13 protein-coding genes are annotated in these 19261 nt (G+C 58.7%); 4 read left to right on the forward strand and 9 right to left on the reverse strand.

Annotated elements, in window-relative coordinates; translation table 11 throughout:
* Window positions 1–17: 17 nt before the first annotated feature.
* Window positions 18–1100, reverse strand: a complete 1083-nt coding sequence (gene rfbB, locus ACP7BO_RS14200) for a dTDP-glucose 4,6-dehydratase (protein WP_060696183.1) — start codon at window positions 1098–1100, stop codon at window positions 18–20.
* A gap of 307 nt (window positions 1101–1407) precedes the next feature.
* Here rfbB and aguA point away from each other — a divergent pair, with 307 nt between their 5' ends.
* Window positions 1408–2514, forward strand: a complete 1107-nt coding sequence (gene aguA / locus ACP7BO_RS14205) for an agmatine deiminase (RefSeq protein ID WP_426211027.1) — start codon at window positions 1408–1410, stop codon at window positions 2512–2514.
* Between the two features lie 150 nt (window positions 2515–2664).
* Here the strand turns inward: aguA and ACP7BO_RS14210 are convergent, their stop codons facing one another.
* Window positions 2665–4737, reverse strand: coding sequence for a TonB-dependent receptor (locus ACP7BO_RS14210; RefSeq protein WP_426211029.1), 2073 nt, complete (start codon window positions 4735–4737; stop codon window positions 2665–2667).
* Between the two features lie 259 nt (window positions 4738–4996).
* Between ACP7BO_RS14210 and ACP7BO_RS14215 the strand changes: the two genes are divergently transcribed.
* Together ACP7BO_RS14215 and ACP7BO_RS14220 are read left to right on the forward strand one after the other, a co-directional pair.
* Window positions 4997–5695 (forward strand): DsbA family protein, encoded by a 699-nt coding sequence (locus ACP7BO_RS14215; protein WP_426211031.1) that lies wholly within the window; start codon window positions 4997–4999, stop codon window positions 5693–5695.
* A 249-nt stretch (window positions 5696–5944) separates the two neighbouring features.
* Window positions 5945–7228, forward strand: a complete 1284-nt coding sequence (locus ACP7BO_RS14220; protein ID WP_060696174.1) for an OprD family porin — start codon at window positions 5945–5947, stop codon at window positions 7226–7228.
* A gap of 192 nt (window positions 7229–7420) precedes the next feature.
* On the opposite strand, the gene ACP7BO_RS14225 is transcribed toward ACP7BO_RS14220, so the two are convergent.
* From ACP7BO_RS14225 to ACP7BO_RS14255, 7 genes are all read right to left on the reverse strand, one after another.
* Window positions 7421–9859 carry a TonB-dependent siderophore receptor gene (locus tag ACP7BO_RS14225; protein ID WP_426211033.1) on the reverse strand — a complete coding sequence of 813 codons (2439 nt, stop codon included), beginning with the start codon at window positions 9857–9859 and terminating at the stop codon, window positions 7421–7423.
* 112 nt (window positions 9860–9971) lie between these two features.
* On the reverse strand, window positions 9972–10919 hold the full coding sequence (locus ACP7BO_RS14230; protein WP_426211035.1) for a FecR domain-containing protein: 948 nt from the start codon (window positions 10917–10919) through the stop codon (window positions 9972–9974).
* Complete coding sequence (locus ACP7BO_RS14235) at window positions 10919–11419, reverse strand: sigma-70 family RNA polymerase sigma factor (protein ID WP_426211037.1); 501 nt, start codon at window positions 11417–11419, stop codon at window positions 10919–10921. Before ACP7BO_RS14235 ends, ACP7BO_RS14230 begins: the two co-directional genes overlap by 1 nt.
* Window positions 11420–11595: 176 nt before the next feature.
* Window positions 11596–12546 (reverse strand): DNA-binding transcriptional regulator DsdC, encoded by a 951-nt coding sequence (gene dsdC / locus ACP7BO_RS14240; protein ID WP_426211039.1) that lies wholly within the window; start codon window positions 12544–12546, stop codon window positions 11596–11598.
* Between the two features lie 99 nt (window positions 12547–12645).
* Window positions 12646–13998, reverse strand: a complete 1353-nt coding sequence (gene dsdA / locus ACP7BO_RS14245) for a D-serine ammonia-lyase (protein ID WP_426211041.1) — start codon at window positions 13996–13998, stop codon at window positions 12646–12648.
* Window positions 13999–14042: 44 nt separating this feature from the next.
* Window positions 14043–15383 carry a gluconate:H+ symporter gene (locus ACP7BO_RS14250; protein ID WP_426211043.1) on the reverse strand — a complete coding sequence of 447 codons (1341 nt, stop codon included), beginning with the start codon at window positions 15381–15383 and terminating at the stop codon, window positions 14043–14045.
* 205 nt (window positions 15384–15588) lie between these two features.
* The gene (locus ACP7BO_RS14255; protein ID WP_426211045.1) at window positions 15589–16029 is read right to left on the reverse strand and encodes an Lrp/AsnC family transcriptional regulator; all 441 of its coding nucleotides are present in this window, start codon (window positions 16027–16029) and stop codon (window positions 15589–15591) included.
* Window positions 16030–16168: 139 nt separating this feature from the next.
* Here ACP7BO_RS14255 and ACP7BO_RS14260 point away from each other — a divergent pair, with 139 nt between their 5' ends.
* A complete protein-coding gene (locus ACP7BO_RS14260; RefSeq protein WP_426211047.1) occupies window positions 16169–19216 on the forward strand; it encodes an aminotransferase class III-fold pyridoxal phosphate-dependent enzyme in 3048 nt (1015 codons plus the stop codon).
* The last annotated feature ends 45 nt before the right edge of the window (window positions 19217–19261 follow it).

Genomic DNA, 19261 nt, shown 5'->3' on the forward strand with positions numbered 1-19261 from the left:
AGGCGCAGTGCCATTACTCATGCCAGCAGATCCTTGGGCTCGGTGAAGCCCAGGCGTTGACCCTGATAGCTGCCGTCCTGGACGCGTTTGCACCACTCCAGGTTGTCCAGGTACCACTGCACGGTTTTGCGCAGGCCGGTTTCGAATGTTTCTTCAGGCACCCAGCCCAGTTCACGTTCGATTTTGCTGGCGTCGATTGCGTAGCGCTGGTCGTGGCCTGGACGGTCGGTCACGAAGGTAATCAGGTCAGCAAATTGAGCAACGCCGGGCGGATGCTCTGGCGCCAGTTCCTCGAGCAGGGCACAAATACTGCGCACCACGTCGATGTTCTTTTGCTCGTTGTGGCCGCCGATGTTGTAAGTCTCGCCGACCACGCCTTCAGTCACGACTTTAAGCAGGGCGCGGGCGTGGTCTTCAACGAACAGCCAGTCACGTACTTGCAGGCCGTTGCCATACACCGGCAGCGGTTTGCCCGCCAAGGCATTGAGGATCACCAGCGGAATGAGTTTTTCCGGGAAATGGAAGGGCCCGTAGTTGTTCGAGCAATTGGTCAGCAACACCGGCAAGCCGTAAGTGCGGTTCCAGGCGCGGACCAGGTGGTCGGACGCCGCCTTACTGGCCGAGTAGGGCGAGCTTGGCGCGTAAGGCGTGGTTTCGGTGAACAGGTCGTCGACGCCATGCAGGTCGCCATACACTTCGTCAGTCGAAATATGGTGGAAGCGAAACTCGCTTTTGGCCGGCTCCGGGAGTGTCAGCCAGTACGCGCGGGTGGCTTCCAGCAGGCTGTAAGTGCCAACAATGTTGGTCTGGATAAAGTCCGACGGCCCGTCGATGGAGCGGTCAACGTGGGACTCGGCGGCCAGGTGCATGATGGCCTGCGGCTGGAAGCGCTCGATGATTGCACTGACCGCTGCCTGGTCGACGATGTCGGCCTGGACGAATTCGTAGCGGGTGTCGGTTGCAATGCTTTGCAGCGATTCAAGGTTACCGGCGTAGGTCAACTTGTCGAGGTTGAGCACTTCGTGTGCGGTGTTCCGGATAAGGTGCCGGATTAGCGCCGAACCAATAAAACCGGCACCGCCGGTGACTAAAATGCGCATGTGGATATTCCTTATTCCTTGAAGGTCTTTAAACGTTTGGCGCATAGCTTGTGGGTAGTGACGAGGTGGTGCAAGTACAAGTCATCCGGCACAGGACGCCCCCCGTCAGTTGGTAAATGCCATTACCGATTTATATCGGCTATTAATGCTTTTATTTTTCTGTTAATGCTAAATAAACGTGTTGTTACCGATATTTATCGATTATAAAAGCGCCTGCGGTTGACGCATGGCTGGCCTGTGTTCACTGTTTCAGAATTAGTCGTGTTCGATTTTTCCCTTTAGCCGCCTCCCAGGAGTCCTGATCCCGATGACCACTTTGCACAGTTCGCCCCGCGCTGACGGTTTTCACATGCCGGCGGAATGGGCTCCGCAGACCCAGACCTGGATGATCTGGCCAGAGCGCCCGGACAACTGGCGGTTGGGTGGCAAGCCTGCTCAGGCGGCTCACGTGGCCGTGGCCAAGGCCATTGCGCGCTTCGAACCGGTGACCGTCGGCGTGTCGGCCGCCCAGTACGAAAATGCGTGTGCGCACCTCGATGTACCCAATATCCGAGTGGTCGAGATGTCCAGCGACGACGCCTGGGTGCGTGACAGCGGGCCGACCTTTGTCATCAATGACAGCGGTGAAGTGCGCGGTGTGAATTGGGACTTCAACGCCTGGGGCGGGTTTGATGGCGGTTTGTACTTCCCGTGGAACCGCGACCGTCAAGTGGGTAGCAAGATCCTCGAAATCGAACGCATTGCGCGTTATCACACTCCCGGCTTCGTGCTTGAAGGCGGCTCGATCCACGTGGACGGCGAAGGCACACTGATCACCACGGCCGAGTGCCTGATGAACCGCAACCGCAACCCGCATCTGTCCCGTGAAGAGATTGAAGACGTACTGCGTTCGCATCTGGCTGTGGATAAGATCATCTGGCTGCCGGACGGCCTGTTCAATGACGAAACCGACGGCCATGTGGATAACTTCTGCTGCTACGTTGCACCGGGCGAAGTACTGCTGGCCTGGACTGACGATGAACAGAACCCCAACTATGTGCGTTGCCATGCCGCCATGAACGTACTGGCAGCCAGCACCGATGCCAAAGGTCGTCCGTTTGTCGTGCATAAAATGCCGATTCCGGGGCCGATGTTTGCCACACAGCAAGAGTGCGACGGCGTCGACAAGGTTGCCGGCAGTCAGGATCGTAATCCGTCGGAGCGGCTGGCCGGGTCTTACGTGAATTTCTTGATCGTCAACGGCGGCATCATTGCACCGAGCTTTGATGATCCGATGGACGCGCAGGCCAAAGGCATCCTGCAAAACCTCTTCCCGCAACATGAAGTGGTGATGGTGCCGGGTCGTGAGTTGCTGTTGGGCGGTGGCAACATCCATTGCCTGACCCAGCAGCAGCCGGCGCCGCGTAAGGCGTAATCGGACGCGTAGCAGTTGCCGCAGGCTACGTCCGGCGGCAAAGCCGTCGCAACCGCTGATCACGATCCTTTTCTACAACAATCGGTGATCTGGTTTTACGACGGCTCCGCCGCCGGACGCAGCCTCGTTCCTGCGGCAGCTGCTACGTGTTTAAAACTTGTACGTCCCCGTCATCACCAGACTGCGGGGCTCGCCCGGCATGATCTGGGAGCCGCTGGTGGCTGAGGCATAGTAATAACGGTCGGTGAGGTTGGTCAGCGCGCCGCTTACATCCCAGTCCTTTTCGCGATAGCCCGCCAGTGCATCCCAGCGGCCGTAACCCGGTAGCACCACGGTATTCTGGTTGTCCGCATAACGTTGGCCCACCAGGGTCAGGCCAGTCTCTGCGTACCAGCCCATTTCCGGTTTCCAGGTCAAAAACACGCTGCCATTGTGCCTGGCTACGCCGTTGATGCGTTTGCCTTCAAAGCCGTTGTTGTCCTTGACCACGGTCGCGTCCTGCAGGCCAATTCCACCGCGCATGTACCAGTTGCCACCCAGCTTGCCGCTGGCTGTCAGCTCAATGCCGCGTGAACGTTGCAGGCCCGAGAGCAGGGTGATGGTGGGGTCATCCGGGTCCTTGGTCCGACGGTTGTAGAGTTCCAGCTCGTAGACGGCCAGCGTGGTGCTCAAACGCTCATCCAGCCAGTCGCTTTTGACCCCGATTTCCTTCTGCCTGGTCAGCTCCGGGCTCAGATCGTTGGCGTTCCCTGAAGCACCCGGCGTGATACCGATCAAGCCGCCGCCCACTGGCGAAAAGGTCTTGGTCCACGATGCGTAAAACGAATGGTTTTGCAGCGGTGTCCAGACCACGCCAAGCCGCGGGCTGGTGCTGTGGCTTTTGCGTTCTTCGGTGATGTCCTTGAGATTGCTGGTGGACTCGACTTCAAAGCGGTCATGGCGCAAGCCTGCCAGCACTTGCCATTGATCGTTGAGGCGAATCTGGTCCTGCACATACAGGCCCTGACTTTCGACTTCGGTGTGGTTGTCGCTGGAAATCAGCATCGGCCCGGTCGGGCGCAGGCTTCGATCCGGGTTGTACACATCGAGGGCGGGGACGCCCTTGGCACGGTAGAGCTTGGGATCACGGCGCTGGCTGCCGATTTCCAGGCCGGTCAACAGGCGGTGTTCCAGGCCAAAGGTGTCAAAACCGCCTTCGATTTCAAGGTTGTTGAAAATGTTGCGGGTGGTCATGTCTTGCTGCCAGCTCTGACGATTGACCTTGTCAATTTTCGGGTCGTAGCCCACCAGGTAAGTGTTCTCGAACTGACTGTCGAGCTTGAACACCCCCAGGGTGTGGCGCAGTTGCCAGTTGTCGCTCAACTCATAGCTCAGGCGCGAGCGCAGGTTCTGGGTTTTATCATCGATAAAATCGTTCTGCCCGCCATACGAGGTGCCGCGACGGACATCTGCCGGCCGTCCGTTGATGCTGGGGATCCCGCGATCCGGGGTGCGGTTGTAGCGGCTGTATTCGTATTGAACCAACCAGTTCAGGTCCGGGGTGATCTGCCAGCTCATCGCCGGTGCAAACAATTGACGATTGCCGCTGACGTGGTCCCGGAAGCTGTTTTTGTCTTCGTTGCCCATGTTCAGACGCAGGCTGACGGTGTCACTCGGGTCAGCGCTGAGGTCGGCATAGAGGCTGCGCAAATCTTCGCTGCCACCTTGGGCCTGCAGGCTGGACTGGCGCCCCCATTGCGGCACTTTGCTCACGCGGTTAATGATCCCGCCCTGGCTGCCACGCCCGTAAAGTACCGCTGCCGGGCCTTTGAGCACTTCAATCCGCTCGATGTTATGCAGGTCGCGAACGTATTGGCTGTCGTCACGAATACCATCCAGATAAAAGTCGTTGCTGGCGTCAAAACCGCGAATGCGCAGGCTGTCGAAGCGTGTATCAGCGGTGCTGCTGACGTTGGGAATACCGCTCAGGGCTTCGCCCAGACTGTTGATTCCGTAATCCAGCACGTTGCTGGTTTTCACCGAATCGATGGCTTGCGGCACATAGCGCGCAGGGGTCGACGTACGGGTGGCGGTGGTGACATCTCTGACCCGGGGGTCATCGGCCTCAGCTTCGCTGGCGTTAATCGACAGCTCGGGGAGGGTGGTGGCAGCCGTGCCAAATCCGGCGTACAGCAAGGCACACAGCCCCAGATTCAAAGGCGTGAAGCGGCAAGGGGAGAGCATGGTTGAGAAGTGTCCGGGCGGGTTGGATCGGGGGTTATATTTTTTAGGGTGCGAATGGTAATGGTTCTTGTAGCTTTATGTTAATTATTGCCATTAACGCGACCGGTAGATATGTATCAATTTGTTTCTCCCGCCCCGGTCCCTTGCTGCACCTGATTCGCCCGATTCACGAAACACACTAAAAGCCATACCGGCGTTTTTCCCCTCGTGACCCAAAGCTAAGCTGGCGCTCTATCTTGTTGATCATTTGGAGCGACCCGTGAGCACCCCCCCTGTCTTGCATTACATCTACGACCCACTGTGCGGTTGGTGCTATGGCGCCAAACCGTTGATTGAAGCTGCACGCGGCATCTTGCCGGTTGTGGCCCATGGCGGCGGCATGATGACCGGTGCCCATCGCCGTCCGGTGACGGCGCAACTGCGTGACTATGTGATGCCCCACGATCAGCGGATTGCCGAACTTACCGGTCAGCCTTTTGGTGAGGCGTACTTTGAAGGCTTGCTGCGCGATACCACGGCCGTCTTTGATTCAGAGCCGCCGACCGGCGCGATATTGGCAGCGGAGCAACTGGCAGGGCGCGGACTTGAGTTGTTGGGGCGTCTGCAAACGGCTCATTACGTGGAAGGCCGGCGTATTGCCGATGAAAACGTGTTGTTGGCGCTGGCTGCTGACATCGGTCTGGATGCCGAAGCATTCAAGGCGGCTTTTATCGCCGCCCTTGGTGGCCTGACCCAGGCGCACTTCAAGGACAGCCGGGCGCTGCTGGCGCGGGTCGGTGGTCAGGGGTTTCCGACGGCGGTGCTGGAGCAGTCCGGTCGGTATCAGGTCATCGATTTGGGGGGGTACCTGGGCAAGCCCCAGGCGTTTGCAGACTGGTTGCGCCAACTGGATGGCGTGGCTGTTCGCCACCCAAACAGTTCAGCTCCAGCCTGCGGCCTGAATGGCTGCGGGGAATAATTACTGACGCTTGGCTCAAAGTTCAGGAAAGTCCTGCCAATTAACAATTTTTTCACGAAATTGACACTTTACCTTCACGACGGCTAGGATTCCCGCCAACGCCTGTGGCTAACAGCCATACACCAACTTTTCGAAAGACCTGCACTCAGTCGTCGTGCAGGTTTTTTTTGTTTATGTGAACCAACCACCACTCAATGTTTCAGCTTGATACCCACAGCGCGCTTCGTATTCAGAAATAAGGAAAATAATATGTTGAACAAACGGATAGGCCTGCTCGCGTTGGGCGTACTTAGTGCTACCCACGCCATGGCTAACGATCAAGCTGATGCAAAAGGTTTTGTAGAAGACAGCCACCTGAATGTACTGGCGCGTAACGCCTACATCAGCCGCGACTACAAAAACCATAAACAGGACAAGGCTGAATGGGGCCAAGGCTTCCTCGGCACGTTCAGCTCGGGCTTCACCCAGGGCACCGTTGGCGTCGGTGTGGATGCCTTCGGCATTTACGCACTGCGTCTGGATGGCGGTCGTGGCAAAAGCGGCGCGGGCGGCATCGATTTCTTCAAGCAGGATGCCGACGGCAAGGCTGCTGACGACATCTCCAAGGCTGGCGCTGCAGTGAAGTTCCGTGTGTCCAACACGGTGCTCAAGTACGGCGATCAAATGCCTGCTCTGCCGGTGCTGATGTACGACAATTCGCGTCTGATGCCAGAAAGCTTCACCGGTACTTTGTTGACCTCCAAGGAAATCAACGGCCTGGAGATCAATGTCGGTCGTTTCACCGCAGAGTCGCGTAAAAGCGCTGACGCACGGGACAGCGGCGACCTGAAAAGCATCAATGTGTTCGGCGGTAGCTACAAGTTCACCGACAACCTGTCGGCTTCGCTGTACGGCTCGCAGATGGTCGATGAGCTGAACAAGCAGTACGTGGGTGTTAACTACGTCATGCCGCTGCAAGACAAACAGTCCCTGACGTTTGACTTCAACGGCTACCGTACCCACGTCAAAGAAGACTACGCTCGCGACGTACTGCAAGTTGACGGTCAGGACAACAAGATCTGGAGCCTGGCGACCACCTACGCGTTTGGCGCACACACCCTGACCCTGGCTTACCAGAGCAGCACCGGCGAGATCGGCTACCCGTACGGCGGCTACCGCAATGCAGGCGGCGTGGGCGATGGCGGCAACACCATCCTGCTGGCCAACTCTTACTGGTCCGACTTCAACGCCAAAGACGAACGTTCGTGGCAGCTGGGTTATGGCTTCGACTTCGGTGCCGTTGGCATTCCGGGCCTGACCTACAACATCGCCTACGTACGCGGCAGCAACATCGACGACGGTTCCGACCGTGGTCGTGGTACCGAGCGCGAAATCTTCAACCAGGCCAAGTACGTCGTACAAAGCGGCCCGGTCAAGGATTTGAGCGTGCGTCTGCGCGGTTCGTGGTTGCGCGTGTCGAACAACGCCAGCGACTACAACGTCGGCGGCAACGAAGTACGCGTATTTGTTGATTACCCGATCAGCATTTTCTGATGCCACCGGCCTGCTGCACAGGCCGGACATCTGAATAAGAAACGCCCCGAACATCAGGTCCTGATGTCCGGGGCGTTTTACGTTACGGGAGAACACTGCAGGAGCGAGCTTGCCTCGCGATGTTCTCAACGGCACACAGATTGTCGTTGGCACCTGTCGCGAGGCAAGCTCGCTCCTACAGACGTATTGGGGTCAGAAGTCCCAGCGCGTGGTCAGCATGAAGTTGCGCGGTTCACCATAAATCGCAGAGTTATAGAACCCGATGTTGGTGTAGTAATACTTGTCGAACACGTTGTTGACGTTGAGGGTGGTCGACAGGTTTTCAGTGAATTGATAACGGGTCATCAGATCCACCACCCAGTAGGGTTTCTGCGAAAAATCTTCGTATCTGTCCTTGGGGCTGTTGTACATCTCTTGCCAGGCCGTGCTCTGCCAGCGTGCGCCACCGCCCACCGAGACTTTGTTCAGGTCGCCCTTGAGTTTGTAGATGGTGTAGAAGCTCAGTTGATCCTCGGGTTCAAAGGTCGAAATCTTTTTACCGCTGTCATCGCGCACCACCTTGTGGGTGTACCCGGCCTGCAGGCTCCAGCCAGGGCTCAGCTCTCCGGATATTTCCAGCTCGTAGCCCTTGGTTCTCGCGGCAGTGCCTTTGAAGGCGTAGTTGGGCGGGGTGGGTGACAGGTTGTTCCAGGCATCGTCGGGGATGGGACGATTGCTTTCCTTGACCTCGAAATACGCCAGGCTGGCGTTCAGGCGGCCATCGAAAAACTCGCTCTTGAGCCCGACTTCATAGTTCTCGCCCTGGTCCGGGTCAAGCATCTTGCTGTGGCGGTCCAGGTTGTAGAACTCCTGGGGCATGAACACATCGGTGTAGCTGGCGTACGCAGTCAGGTAGTCGGTGAGGTCGTAGGTGAGGCCGGCGTAGGGAATCAGGCGCCCCGATTCGCGGTAAGTGTTGGTGGTGCCCGTCAGTGTGTAGTCGACTACCCGACCGCCCAGAAAGAGTTTCAGCTCATCGGTAAGGTTAAGGCGCGTGGTCGCGTACATGCCCGTCTGGCGCACGGTGTCATCGTTGATTTGCGACGCATTGCCCCAGTCAGGCTTGGCCAGGTGCCCGTTCCAGTTGAAGTAATCGACAATGTTCGGCGTGGCGAATGTCACGTCCCAGTAACCTTTGCCTTTCCAGTTCGCGGTACTGATCGAGCCGCCCAGCACCAGCTCGTGTTCACGACCCAGAAATTCGTAGGGGCCGCTGACATAGAGATCGGCTGCGTCGCTGGTGGTTTCGCCCTTGTAACGTTGTGCGTTGATTTTGGCGGTGCCGTCAGCCGCGGGCTGGTTGAACTGGATGGCTCCCAGCTGCGCATCGTAGCCATTGAGCTTGTGGTCCAGTTGCAGCTTGCCTACCCAGCCATTGCCCAGATCCTGTTCCAGGGTGGCGAAGACGGTACGGGTGTATTGCTGCCAGCTGCTCCAGTCGGTGGCGTTGCTGAAGGAACGCTTGGCACTGTTGATCTCACCCGCATAGTTGTAGAGCGGAAAGCTGCCTGACCAGGTCGAACCCTGGGGTTTATTGTCTTGATAGTCGGCGCCCACGGTCAGCAAGGTGTCGGGCGACAGGTCGAATTCGAGGATGCCGTAGAACACCGAGCTCTGATTCGAGTAGCGGTCGATATACGACTGTCTGTCCTGATAGGCCGCCACGGCGCGCCCGCGCACATTACCGGATTCAGTCAAGGGGCCACTGACGTCCGCTTCAGTGCGGTAGTTGTCCCAGGAGCCTGCTCCCGTGGTGATATGGCCGTGAAAATCGCTGGTCGGTTTCTTGCGTACCAGGTTGATGGTGCCGCCCAGCGAACCGGCTCCGCTGAGCAGGCCTGAAGCGCCCTTGAGCACCTCGATACGGTCATAGATCGCCATGTCGCTCAGGGTGTTGCCCGCTGAATAGGCGACGTTGCGCACGGCCGAGGGAATGCCGTCGTACTGGAAGTTGTTGATCGAAAAACCGCGGGAGTAGTAGTTGGTGCGGTCAGTGTCGTAGGCCGATACGGTAATACCCGGTGTGTGGCGCATCACGTCGTCGACATTGTCGAGCGCGAAGTCATCCATGTGCTGGCGGGTGATCACGCTAATCGATTGCGGCGTCTCCCGGGGCTTGAGCACCATGCGGGTGGCGGTGGCGATGTAGCCCGGCGTGTAAGAGCCGGTGCCTTCGGTAACAGTGCCCAGCTGGTTGGTGGAGACTTGAGTCGCCCCCAGTTCCAGTGCCGTTTCAGGGCTGGCGGCGACCAGCACATAGCCTCCGTTACTCTGGCGCTCTGCTTGTAATCCGCTGTTGGCGAGCAACCGTTGCAGACCTTCATCGACGCTGTATTGGCCCTGCAGGCCGGTGGTATTGAGGTGGCCGGTCTGTTTGGGATCGAACGAAATCGTGACCCCCGCCTGTATGCCAAATTGGGTAAGGGCGCTGCCCAGCGGGCCAGCGCTGATCTGGTACGTCGCCTGGCTCTGGGCAGACACCTGGGTGGGCACCAGTGCCAGGCCGGACAGGCTGGCGAGGGTTACGCCAAACACCGCCAGGCGAACAGCGCGCGTTATTTTAGTTGTGGGGTTGGGGGCGAGCAGGGGCATTCAGGGATCCTTGCGTTGTCATGTCAGAAACTCGCTGCAATCGCGGCTTATGTCATTGACGGATGAGAATCGAAATCAGCAAGGTTAAGCGCCCAATCATTTGTCGCCGGGCTTATGCCGGTTCGATACTTGCCCAGTAGCGGGTCAGGTAGCGAACCTTCACCGGCAGGGTTTTGCTCAGGTTATCCAGCACTGTTTGCGTGTCATCGAGACGAAAAGCCCCTGATATGTTCAAGTTCTGCACCCCTGGCGCACAGCGCACAACACCCGGCCGATAGCGGTCCAGCTCCTCGATAAAGTCGCCAAGGCGCCAGTTGTCGACACTCAGCATGCCTTGTACCCACGCGGTCGAGCCGGCGGGTAAAAGGTGAATGTCATCCACCGCATCGCGGTCAAACGAGACTTGCTGGCCTGCCTCCAGCCGCACGACCCGATCGGGATGCCGGTTTGCACAGACTTGCACCGCGGCTTGCAGCACCCCGACTCGCGTGCGCCCGGCCAATTGGCGGACGCTAAACCGGGTGCCAAGTGCGCGCACGCGCCCTTCGCCGGTATCGACGATGAATGGACGCCGTGCGGGGTCCCTGGCGGTCTCGATCAGAATTTCGCCACGGTACAGCTGGATAAGCCGTTGCTTTGCGTCGAAGCGGATATCCAGCGCCGTGTCTGCGTTCAGCTGCAGGTGCGAGCCATCGTCCAGTTGCAGCGAGCGACGTTCGCGCAAGCCCGTGCGTTGCTGAGCCAGCATCGGACGGTAGGGCAATTGTTCAACGGCCAGCCATGAACAGGCGCCGGTGGCCAGTAGCATGCCAAGTACTTTCAATACATCGCGGCGTTGCGCACTGGCTGCACCGAGGCTGGACAAGGCTGCCCGGCGGGGTATCAGGGCCCATTGCTGCTGGAGCTTCTCGACTCGGGCCCAGGCTGCCGCATTCTGTGGGCCGGATTGCATCCACACTTGCCAGGCACGGGTCCTGGCTTCGCTGAGTTCACCGTCATTGAGCTGCACGTACCACGTGGCGGCGGCCTCAAGTGTTTTCAGGTCCAGGCTAACGCTCATCAGTTATCAACCAGCAACAGGCACCGGGTCATGGCGCGAATCAAATGATTTTTCACCGTCGTGACCGACACACCGAACCGTTCGGCCGCCGCTACATAGGTCAACCCCTCAAGCTGAACCGCGAGGAAAATCTCCCGGGTCCGGGTGCCCAGTTCATCGAGCAGGCGATCGATGGAGACCAGCATTTCGATGATCGACAAACGGATCTCTGGTGAAACATCTATGGGCTCCGGCCTTTGCGACAACGCGTGAAGGTAAGCCTGCTCAATGGTGCGCCGGCGTGATTTATCAATCAAAAGTGATCGTGCAATGGCACACAGGTAGCCTCGTGGTTCGCGAATCGGGGCCGCATTACGGGCTGTCATGACCCGCAGGAACGTATCCTGAGCCAGATCAGAAGCGTCGGCAGCATTGCCCAGGCGCACGCGCAACCAGCCCTTCAACCAACTGTTGTGGTCGCTGTACAACTGATGAAGAGCTGAGCGATCGAGCGCCGACATGAGAATGCCACCCGTGAGTAAATGGTAATCGATCTCATTGTCGTGATGGCACGCTATTTATGCAAGGGCGTTTTTGACGGGATGGATCGGGTCGCTGTGTGGCGGCGCTTGCAGATAGCGGCCTGGCGCCCTTCGATTCAGGGCGGGCGCCATGATGCGCGAGCCCGGCGCCCGCGTCAGCGCGGTGGCGATGATTGTCGGGCACAGTCTTTGAGCCAGTTCATAAACACCAGCAAGCGCTTGGGGAGGGTGCTGAGCGGTGGGTGAACCAGATAATAATCGTAGTGGCCGCACACGCTGAAGTCAGCGAAGGGCAGTATCAGTTCGCCGCGATTGACGCGCGTTTGTACCAGCTGCTGGCGGCCGATGGCGATGCCGGCGTGGTTGATGGCTGCCGTCACGCTCAGGTCAGAGCGATCGAAGGTCAGGGTACGTTTGGGCAGGGCTTGGAGCATGTTGTGTTGTTCGGCCCACAACCTCCACTCGGCATCAAAGGCTGCATGATCCCAGGCCAGTGAGTCGTGCAAGGTCGTGCAGTGTCTCAAGTTTTCCGGGCTTTGCAGCAGGCCGTGGCGCTTCGCATATTGCGGGCTGCAGACCGGGGCCAGACGCTCCTGCATCAAGCGGTGACTGGTCAGCCCGGGAAATTCGCCGTTGGCGTAATACAGGGCCAGGTCAATTTTACGGGTGCGGAAGTCGACATTGTCATTGCCTACCCGCAGATCCAGCGAGACCTGCGGGTAACGCTCGACGAAATCAGCCAGTCTGGGCACCAGCCAGCATTGGGCGACCGAAGGCCTGACATAAAGCGCAATGGAACCGGCAACTTCTGCCTGTGACGATTGCTCAAGGGCCTCGGACAATTCGCCCATCGCATTCTGCAGTATTTCGAAGATGCGTTCGCCTTCGTCGGTCAGGCTGACCTGGCGGGTCAGGCGCTGGAACAACTTCATGTTCAGGGCGGTTTCGAGCCGGCTGATACGGTGGCTGACGGCGCTGGCGGTCAGGCACAGTTCCTGTGCGGCGCGGGCAAAGCTCAGATGGCGTGCGGCAACCAGAAAAGTATGCAAATTGGCGAACTGGCTGCTGTTGAGTCTGGAGCTGATGCGGGGCGGAAGGTTGAGCACGTGTTTTCCCCTCAAGCCAAAAGGCCGGTCAGGCCTGCCGGATGTGGCAAGGCGTGCATCTTGCCACATCCGGTCCGGCCTTTGAGTCAGCGAACAGAATCAGCCCCTGGCGAGCAATTCACGGCCCTTGGTCAGATAAGCGTCCATCTCGTCGTCAGGCACCATGTTGCCGCCGGTAGCCCAGATCAGGTGAGTGGCATTGGCCATGGCATGGGCGTCCAGGCCGGTGCGAGCCAGGTAGCCTTGCTGATCGGCATGCACCCTGGCAATCCCGGGTACACCGGCGAGCGCGGAAGGCTCAAGACGCATGCCTTCGCTGCGCTCCATCAGTGCCAGCAGGCTGTACATGTGCTCATCGCTAACGGTGTAAAAACCATCAAGCAGGCGTTGCATGGCCTTACCCACAAAGCCGGAAGCGCGGCCAACCGCCAGACCGTCTGCAGCGGTGACGTTATCAATGCCGAAGTCTTGCACACTGACTTCATCGTGCAGGCCGGTGTAGACGCCCAGCATCATGCAGGGTGAATGGGTGGGTTCGGCGAAGATGCAGTGCACGGCGTCACCGAACGCCAGCTTCAGGCCGAAAGCCACACCACCCGGTGCGCCGCCCACGCCACAGGGCAAATACACAAATAGGGGGTGCTGCGCATCCACCGTAATCCGCGCCGCTGCCAGCTGCTGTTGCAGGCGCTCGGCGGCGACGGCGTAACCCAGAAACAGATTGACCGAGTTTTCATCGTCGACGAAATGGCAGGCGGGGTCGGCCTCTGCCTGCTCACGGCCCTGGGCCACGGCCACGCTGTAATCGCTGGCGTACTCGATGACGGTCACACCGTGTGAGCGCAACTTGTCCTTCTTCCATTGGCGGGCATCGGCCGACATGTGCACGGTGACCTGAAAGCCCAGCGCTGCGCCCATGATCCCGATCGACATGCCAAGGTTTCCGGTCGAACCGACGGCTATTTTGTACTGCCCGAAAAACGCCCGGGCCTTGTCGCTGTGCAGCAGCGCGTAGTCGTCTTCGAGGGTCAGAAAGTTCTCGGCCAGTGCCAGATCTTCGGCATGCTTGAGCACTTCATAGATCCCGCCACGGGCCTTGATCGAGCCCGAGATGGGCAGATGGCTGTCGCGCTTGAGCCACAGTGAGCCGGTCAATGCCTGGCTGTAGCGTTCACCCAGCAGTTGCTGCAGATGGGGCACCGGCACAATGTCCGATTCAATAATGCCGTCACTGCTGGCGGTTTCCGGGAACGCCTGGCGCAAGTAAGAAGCAAATCGCGCGAGCCGGGCGCTGGCATCGGCGACATCGGCGTCGGTCAGCCCCACATCGCCAATCGCCTGAGCGACCGGAGCCACGCCGGGATTGAACCAGGTGGTTTCTTGCAGCGCGACCAGATCGCGAATCAGCGGGTAGCTGGCATACCAGCTTTCAAGGGGTTTTCCCAAAATCATGACGTGGTCCCTTTAAACAATCAGGCTAAAAAATACGGGTTGGATCAAACAAAGTGCGACAGCAGCAGGGTCAGGCCCAGCGCGATCAACGAGGCCAGTACCGTGGCGGTGGTAAATGTCTTCAGGGCGTCGGTCAGCGAGACCCCCAGGTACTCCTTGACCACCCAGAAGGCGGAGTCCGTGACATGGGTCCAGCCCATGGCACCGGCGCCGATGGCCACGCAGATGATTTCCTTGCTCACTGTCGGATGGGCGCCGAGCATGGGCAGGACCATGCCCGCCGCGCTGATCATGGCCACCGTTGCCGAGCCGACGGCGAAGTGCATCAGGCCGGCCACCAGCCAGGCCAGAACGATGGGGTTCATATTCAGTTGGGTCAGCGTGCCGGACAGCGCGTCACCCACGCCGCTGTCCACCAGAATGCCGTTGAATGCCCCGCCGGCGCCGATGATCAACAGGATGCTGGCCAGAGGCGGGAAGCTCTTTTGGGTGTGAGCGAGCAGCTCAGGCATGGATAACCCGCGGCGCAAGCCCAGCGCCCAATAGGCGAACACCACGGCAATGAACAGGGCGATCAGGGGGGTGCCCAGAAATGAAATAACGCTGAATGCCATGGAGTCCTGTGGCAGTCCGGCCGCAAAGGTTTTCCCGACCATCAGCAGCAGTGGCAACACAATGGTCAGCAGGGTCAGGCCAAGGCCCGGTAACTCACGGGTTTTGCTGTCATCACAGTGCTCGTTCAAAAACGCTTCCTGAGAGTCCGGCGCATCACGCTTGCAGACCAGCCTGACCCATAGCGGCCCGGCGATCATGGCAGTCGGCAGGGCGACAATCAGGCCATAGATGATCACTTTGCCGACATCGGCCCCCAGCATCCCGGTGATTGCCATAGCGGCCGGGTGTGGCGGCAACATGCAATGCACGGCCATCAGCGACACGGCCAGGGGCACGCCCAGGTACAACAGATTGATTCGGGTTTCTTTCGCGACCACATAGATCAGCGGAATCAGCAGAACAAAGCCCACCTCAAAGAACACCGGTATGCCGGCAATAAACCCTACGAGCATCATGGCCCAGGAGGCACGTTCCTTACCCAGAGCCTTGAGCAGTGCCTGAGCGATGCGCTCCGCGCCGCCGGACTCTTCCAGCATCTTGCCCAGAATCCCGCCCAGACCAATGATGGTTGCCAGAAACCCGAGCGTGCCGCCGACCCCTTTTTCATAGGAAGCAGCCATGTGCGTCAGCGGCATGCCCGAACCAATACCCACCACAAAGCTTGCGGCGGTCAAGGCCAGGAAGGCGTGGACGCGGACTTTGACGATCAGGAAAACAATCAGAGCGATGGCACAAAACAGCACCAGCAATAGAGTGGGAGCACTGTGCATGGAATCTCCTGGAAGCGCTTTTATTGTTGAAATCAGTGATCGGAGTCACTTTGCTTCCAGCAATTAGAAGTTACATCTCAGGGGACTGACAAAGGATGGATCTTCAAGGGACGGGTGATGTGGGGTCATCTATAAGACCCCGGATAACGGTTTGAACCTGTAGTCGCTGACGAGGCACGAGGCTGCGATAAGGGCCGAAGCCGCCTCAGGATGCCTGCCGGTCAATATCGCGGCGAAGCACCACGGCGGTGGTGATGTCTTCAACGGATTCATGGCTGGCGACTGCATCCCGGACCCGGTTCAGATCATCAATGGTGCGTGACTCGACCTCAATTACCAGGTCGAGCTGACCGCTGACCGAAGAGATGCGTCGCACCTGGGAGTTTTGTGCAAGCAGGTCAAGCAGGCCCATTGCAGGCGTGCGTTTGAGGCACACAAGGAGGATTGCGCGAATCACGTTGGCATCGATTTCGCCGATATCAGCCCGGTAGCCTCTGATCACCCCGTTGCGTTCAAGATTGATGACCCGCTCGCTGGTAGCACTTCTTGAAAGTCCGATTCTCGCTGCCAGAGCCTTTAGGGCAATTCGAGCCTCTTTAGAAAGAATTTCGAGTATTTCGCGATCTTTCGTGTCCAGCTCGCGCATTAGAACTCCCCGATTCTGCTACCGAATTTGTGCCGGTTGATTCCGGCAATATGCAGGCCAAAGCCGACCGCATACCTACTGTCCTGCAAGGTTTCGCATGCCAAGCTATCTGAAAAAAATGGCCTGGAAAACAATTACCATGACTAATCTTTCCCATCCCGCCCCCCGGTTCTCGATGGCTGATGCCGAAAAGCTGGGCGAGCAGCTTTTCAACGTTTCAGGTACGGCTGCGCCTCTGGACGGCGAGCGCGACCGCAACTACCGGTTGCAGACAGGAACCGGTGCGGGATGGATTCTGAAAGTCGTCAACTCGACTGAACCGCGAGTCGAAAGCGAGTTTCAGACCGCCATTCTCAGCCACCTCGCCAGTTACAGCCCTGAACTCACCGTGCCTTCACTCAAGAAAAGCCTGACAGGTGACTTTCTGGCCTCTGTAGTGGCACCCTCCGGCGAAACCCATGCAGTGCGCCTGGTTAGCTGGTTGCACGGCACACCCCTGGCCGAGGTTCCGCGCACGTTCGAGTTGATGCGCAGCCTGGGCCAATCGTTCGGTGATATTGACCGGGCCCTTCAAGGCTTCATACATCCCGGCGCGGTACGGGATCTGGACTGGGATCTGCGTCACGCCGCACGTTCGCGTTCACGCCTGCACTTCATCAAGGACCCTGCCAGAAGAGCCATTCTGGAACGCTTCATCGATCGTTTTGAACACTCCGTGCAACCCCGGCTTGCGCGTCTGCGCACCCAGGTCATTCACAATGACGGTAATGACTGGAACATCCTGGTCGATCCCCGGAACCCGCAGAAGGTCTCAGGCATCATCGACTTTGGCGATGCGGTCCATACCATTCTGATTGCCGAAGTCGCCATCACCTGTGCGTATTCCATTCTCGACATGGAAGATCCGGTCGGCGCAGCAGCTGCCCTGACTGCCGGTTTCCATGAGAAGTACCCGCTGCAACCGGAAGAGCTTGATGTTCTCTTCAATCTGATTGCCATACGCCTGGTGACAAGCGTCACCTTGTCGGCTTTGCGCTACGGCCAGACCGAGGACAATCCCTACCTGGCCATCAGCGAAGCCCCGGCCTGGCGCCTTCTGGAGCGAATGGACCGGATGAACCCGCGCCTGGCGACGGCGATCCTGCGCAAAGCCTGCGGGTTTGATGCGATCGAGGGCGCCGGTGCGGTTCGTCGCTGGCTGGGCGAAAACAGCAAATCCTTCGCGGATATCGTGCATCCGTCTGCGGCGACCATGAACAAGGCAATTGCGCCGTTTGCAGATGCATCCCATGTGATGACGATCGCTTCCGCCGAGCAGCGTCCTGCAGAGGCAGCCCGGTGGTGGAATGAATTTTCTGCCGGTCATAAGGTGCCGCTGGGCATCGGGCCATGGGGCGAGGCAAGAACCATCTATACCGACACGGCGTTCGAGTCGCGATTCATTGAAGGGCAGCGTCGGATCATTCACGTCGGTGTCGACTTGCTAATGCCCGCGGGGACGCCTCTGTATACCCCTGTTGCCGGGGTGGTGCGCAGCGTCGAAGTCGAGGGCGAACCGCTGGGCTACGGTGGTTTGATCATGCTCGAGCATTCGCCAGAAGCTTGTCCGCCATTCCTGACCCTATGGGGGCACATGGCCCATGAAGCGCTGGCGCGGCTCAAACCCGGTGATCGCCTGGAGGCGGGTGCGCTTGTGGGGTATATGGGCACGGATGCGGAAAATGGTGGCTGGATCCCCCATGTGCATTTTCAGATGTCCACTGACACCGGGTTGCAAGCCAGCGAGTTCATCGGCGTAGGTGAGCGGGCTTATCTTGAGGTCTGGGCTGACGTGTTCCCCGACCCGTCGGCGCTCGCGGGCATTCCTCCGGAAACCTACAGCCAGGACGGCCGCAGCAAGGCTGAGATTGTGGCGAAGCGTAAAGAGCTGCTGCTGCCTAACTTGTCGATTTCGTATTCAGATCCGATCAAGTTCGTACGCGGGGACGGGGTCTGGTTGATAGATAACTTCGGCAGGGCCTACCTGGATTGCTTCAATAACGTGTGCCATCTCGGCCACTCCCATCCGGATGTGGTGCAAGCGCTGTCGCAACAAGCAGCCCGGCTCAATACCAATACCCGTTATCTGCACGACAATATCGTGGAGTATGCAGAGCGGCTCACCGCCACGTTACCCGCAGGTCTGGCGGTTGCTTCCTTCGGTTGTTCAGGCAGTGAAGCCAACAGCCTGATGCTCCGTATGGCGCGCAATCACACGGGGCGCAACGATGCAATTGTGCTGGACTGGGCTTACCACGGCACGACCCAGGAACTGATCGACCTCAGCCCTTACAAGTACAAGCGTAAAGCCGGCAAGGGCCGTGCAGGGCATGTGTTTGAGGCGGTTGTGCCGGATGCTTACCGTGCTGCGGCTGACTGGCCGTTCGAGGAGCTGGGCAAGCGTTTCGCTGAAAGCGTGGCGGACCAGATCGAGATCATGCGCAAGCAGGGCAGAGCCCCGGCGTTCTTTTTGGCTGAGTCCATTCCCAGCGTCGCCGGGCAACTGTTCTTTCCGGAAAACTACCTCAAAGAAGTCTATGCCATGGTGCGTGCAGAGGGCGGTCTGTGCCTGGCTGACGAAGTCCAGGTCGGCTTTGGTCGGGTCGGCAGCCACTGGTGGGCGTTTGAAACCCAGGGTGTGGTTCCCGATGCAGTCTCCATGGGCAAACCCATTGGCAACGGGCATCCCATGTCGGCGGTGGTGACCACCCGTGAAATTGCCGACAGCTTCAACAATGGCATGGAGTACTTCAATACCTTTGCCGGCAGCCCGGTTTCATGCGCCATAGGGCTCTCGGTGCTGGATGTGATCGAGCGCGATCACTTGAAGCTCAACGCACTGACCATGGGTAACTATCTGCTCGATGGCTTTCGCAAGTTGCAACTGCGCTACGAGGCCATAGGCGATGTGCGCGGGCAGGGGCTGTTCCTCGGGATCGAACTGGTCACAGATCGGAAAACCAGGGTTCCCGCCACCGCGCTGGCCAGGAAAGTTGCCGACGGTGCCCGGGAGCGAGGCATTTTGATCGGTACGGAAGGCCCCCATGACAATGTTCTGAAAATGCGCCCGGCGATGATTTTCAGTCAGACCAATGCTGATTTTTTGCTTGAGGTTCTGGACGAAAGCTTTAAGGCTGCACTTAAGTGAGTCCTCGGCCGACATTGTGTCGGCCAACTCCGGCAATGTGTCAGT

Source organism: Pseudomonas sp. TWR2-1-1 (assembly GCF_049897045.1).
Taxonomy (GTDB): domain Bacteria; phylum Pseudomonadota; class Gammaproteobacteria; order Pseudomonadales; family Pseudomonadaceae; genus Aquipseudomonas; species Aquipseudomonas versuta.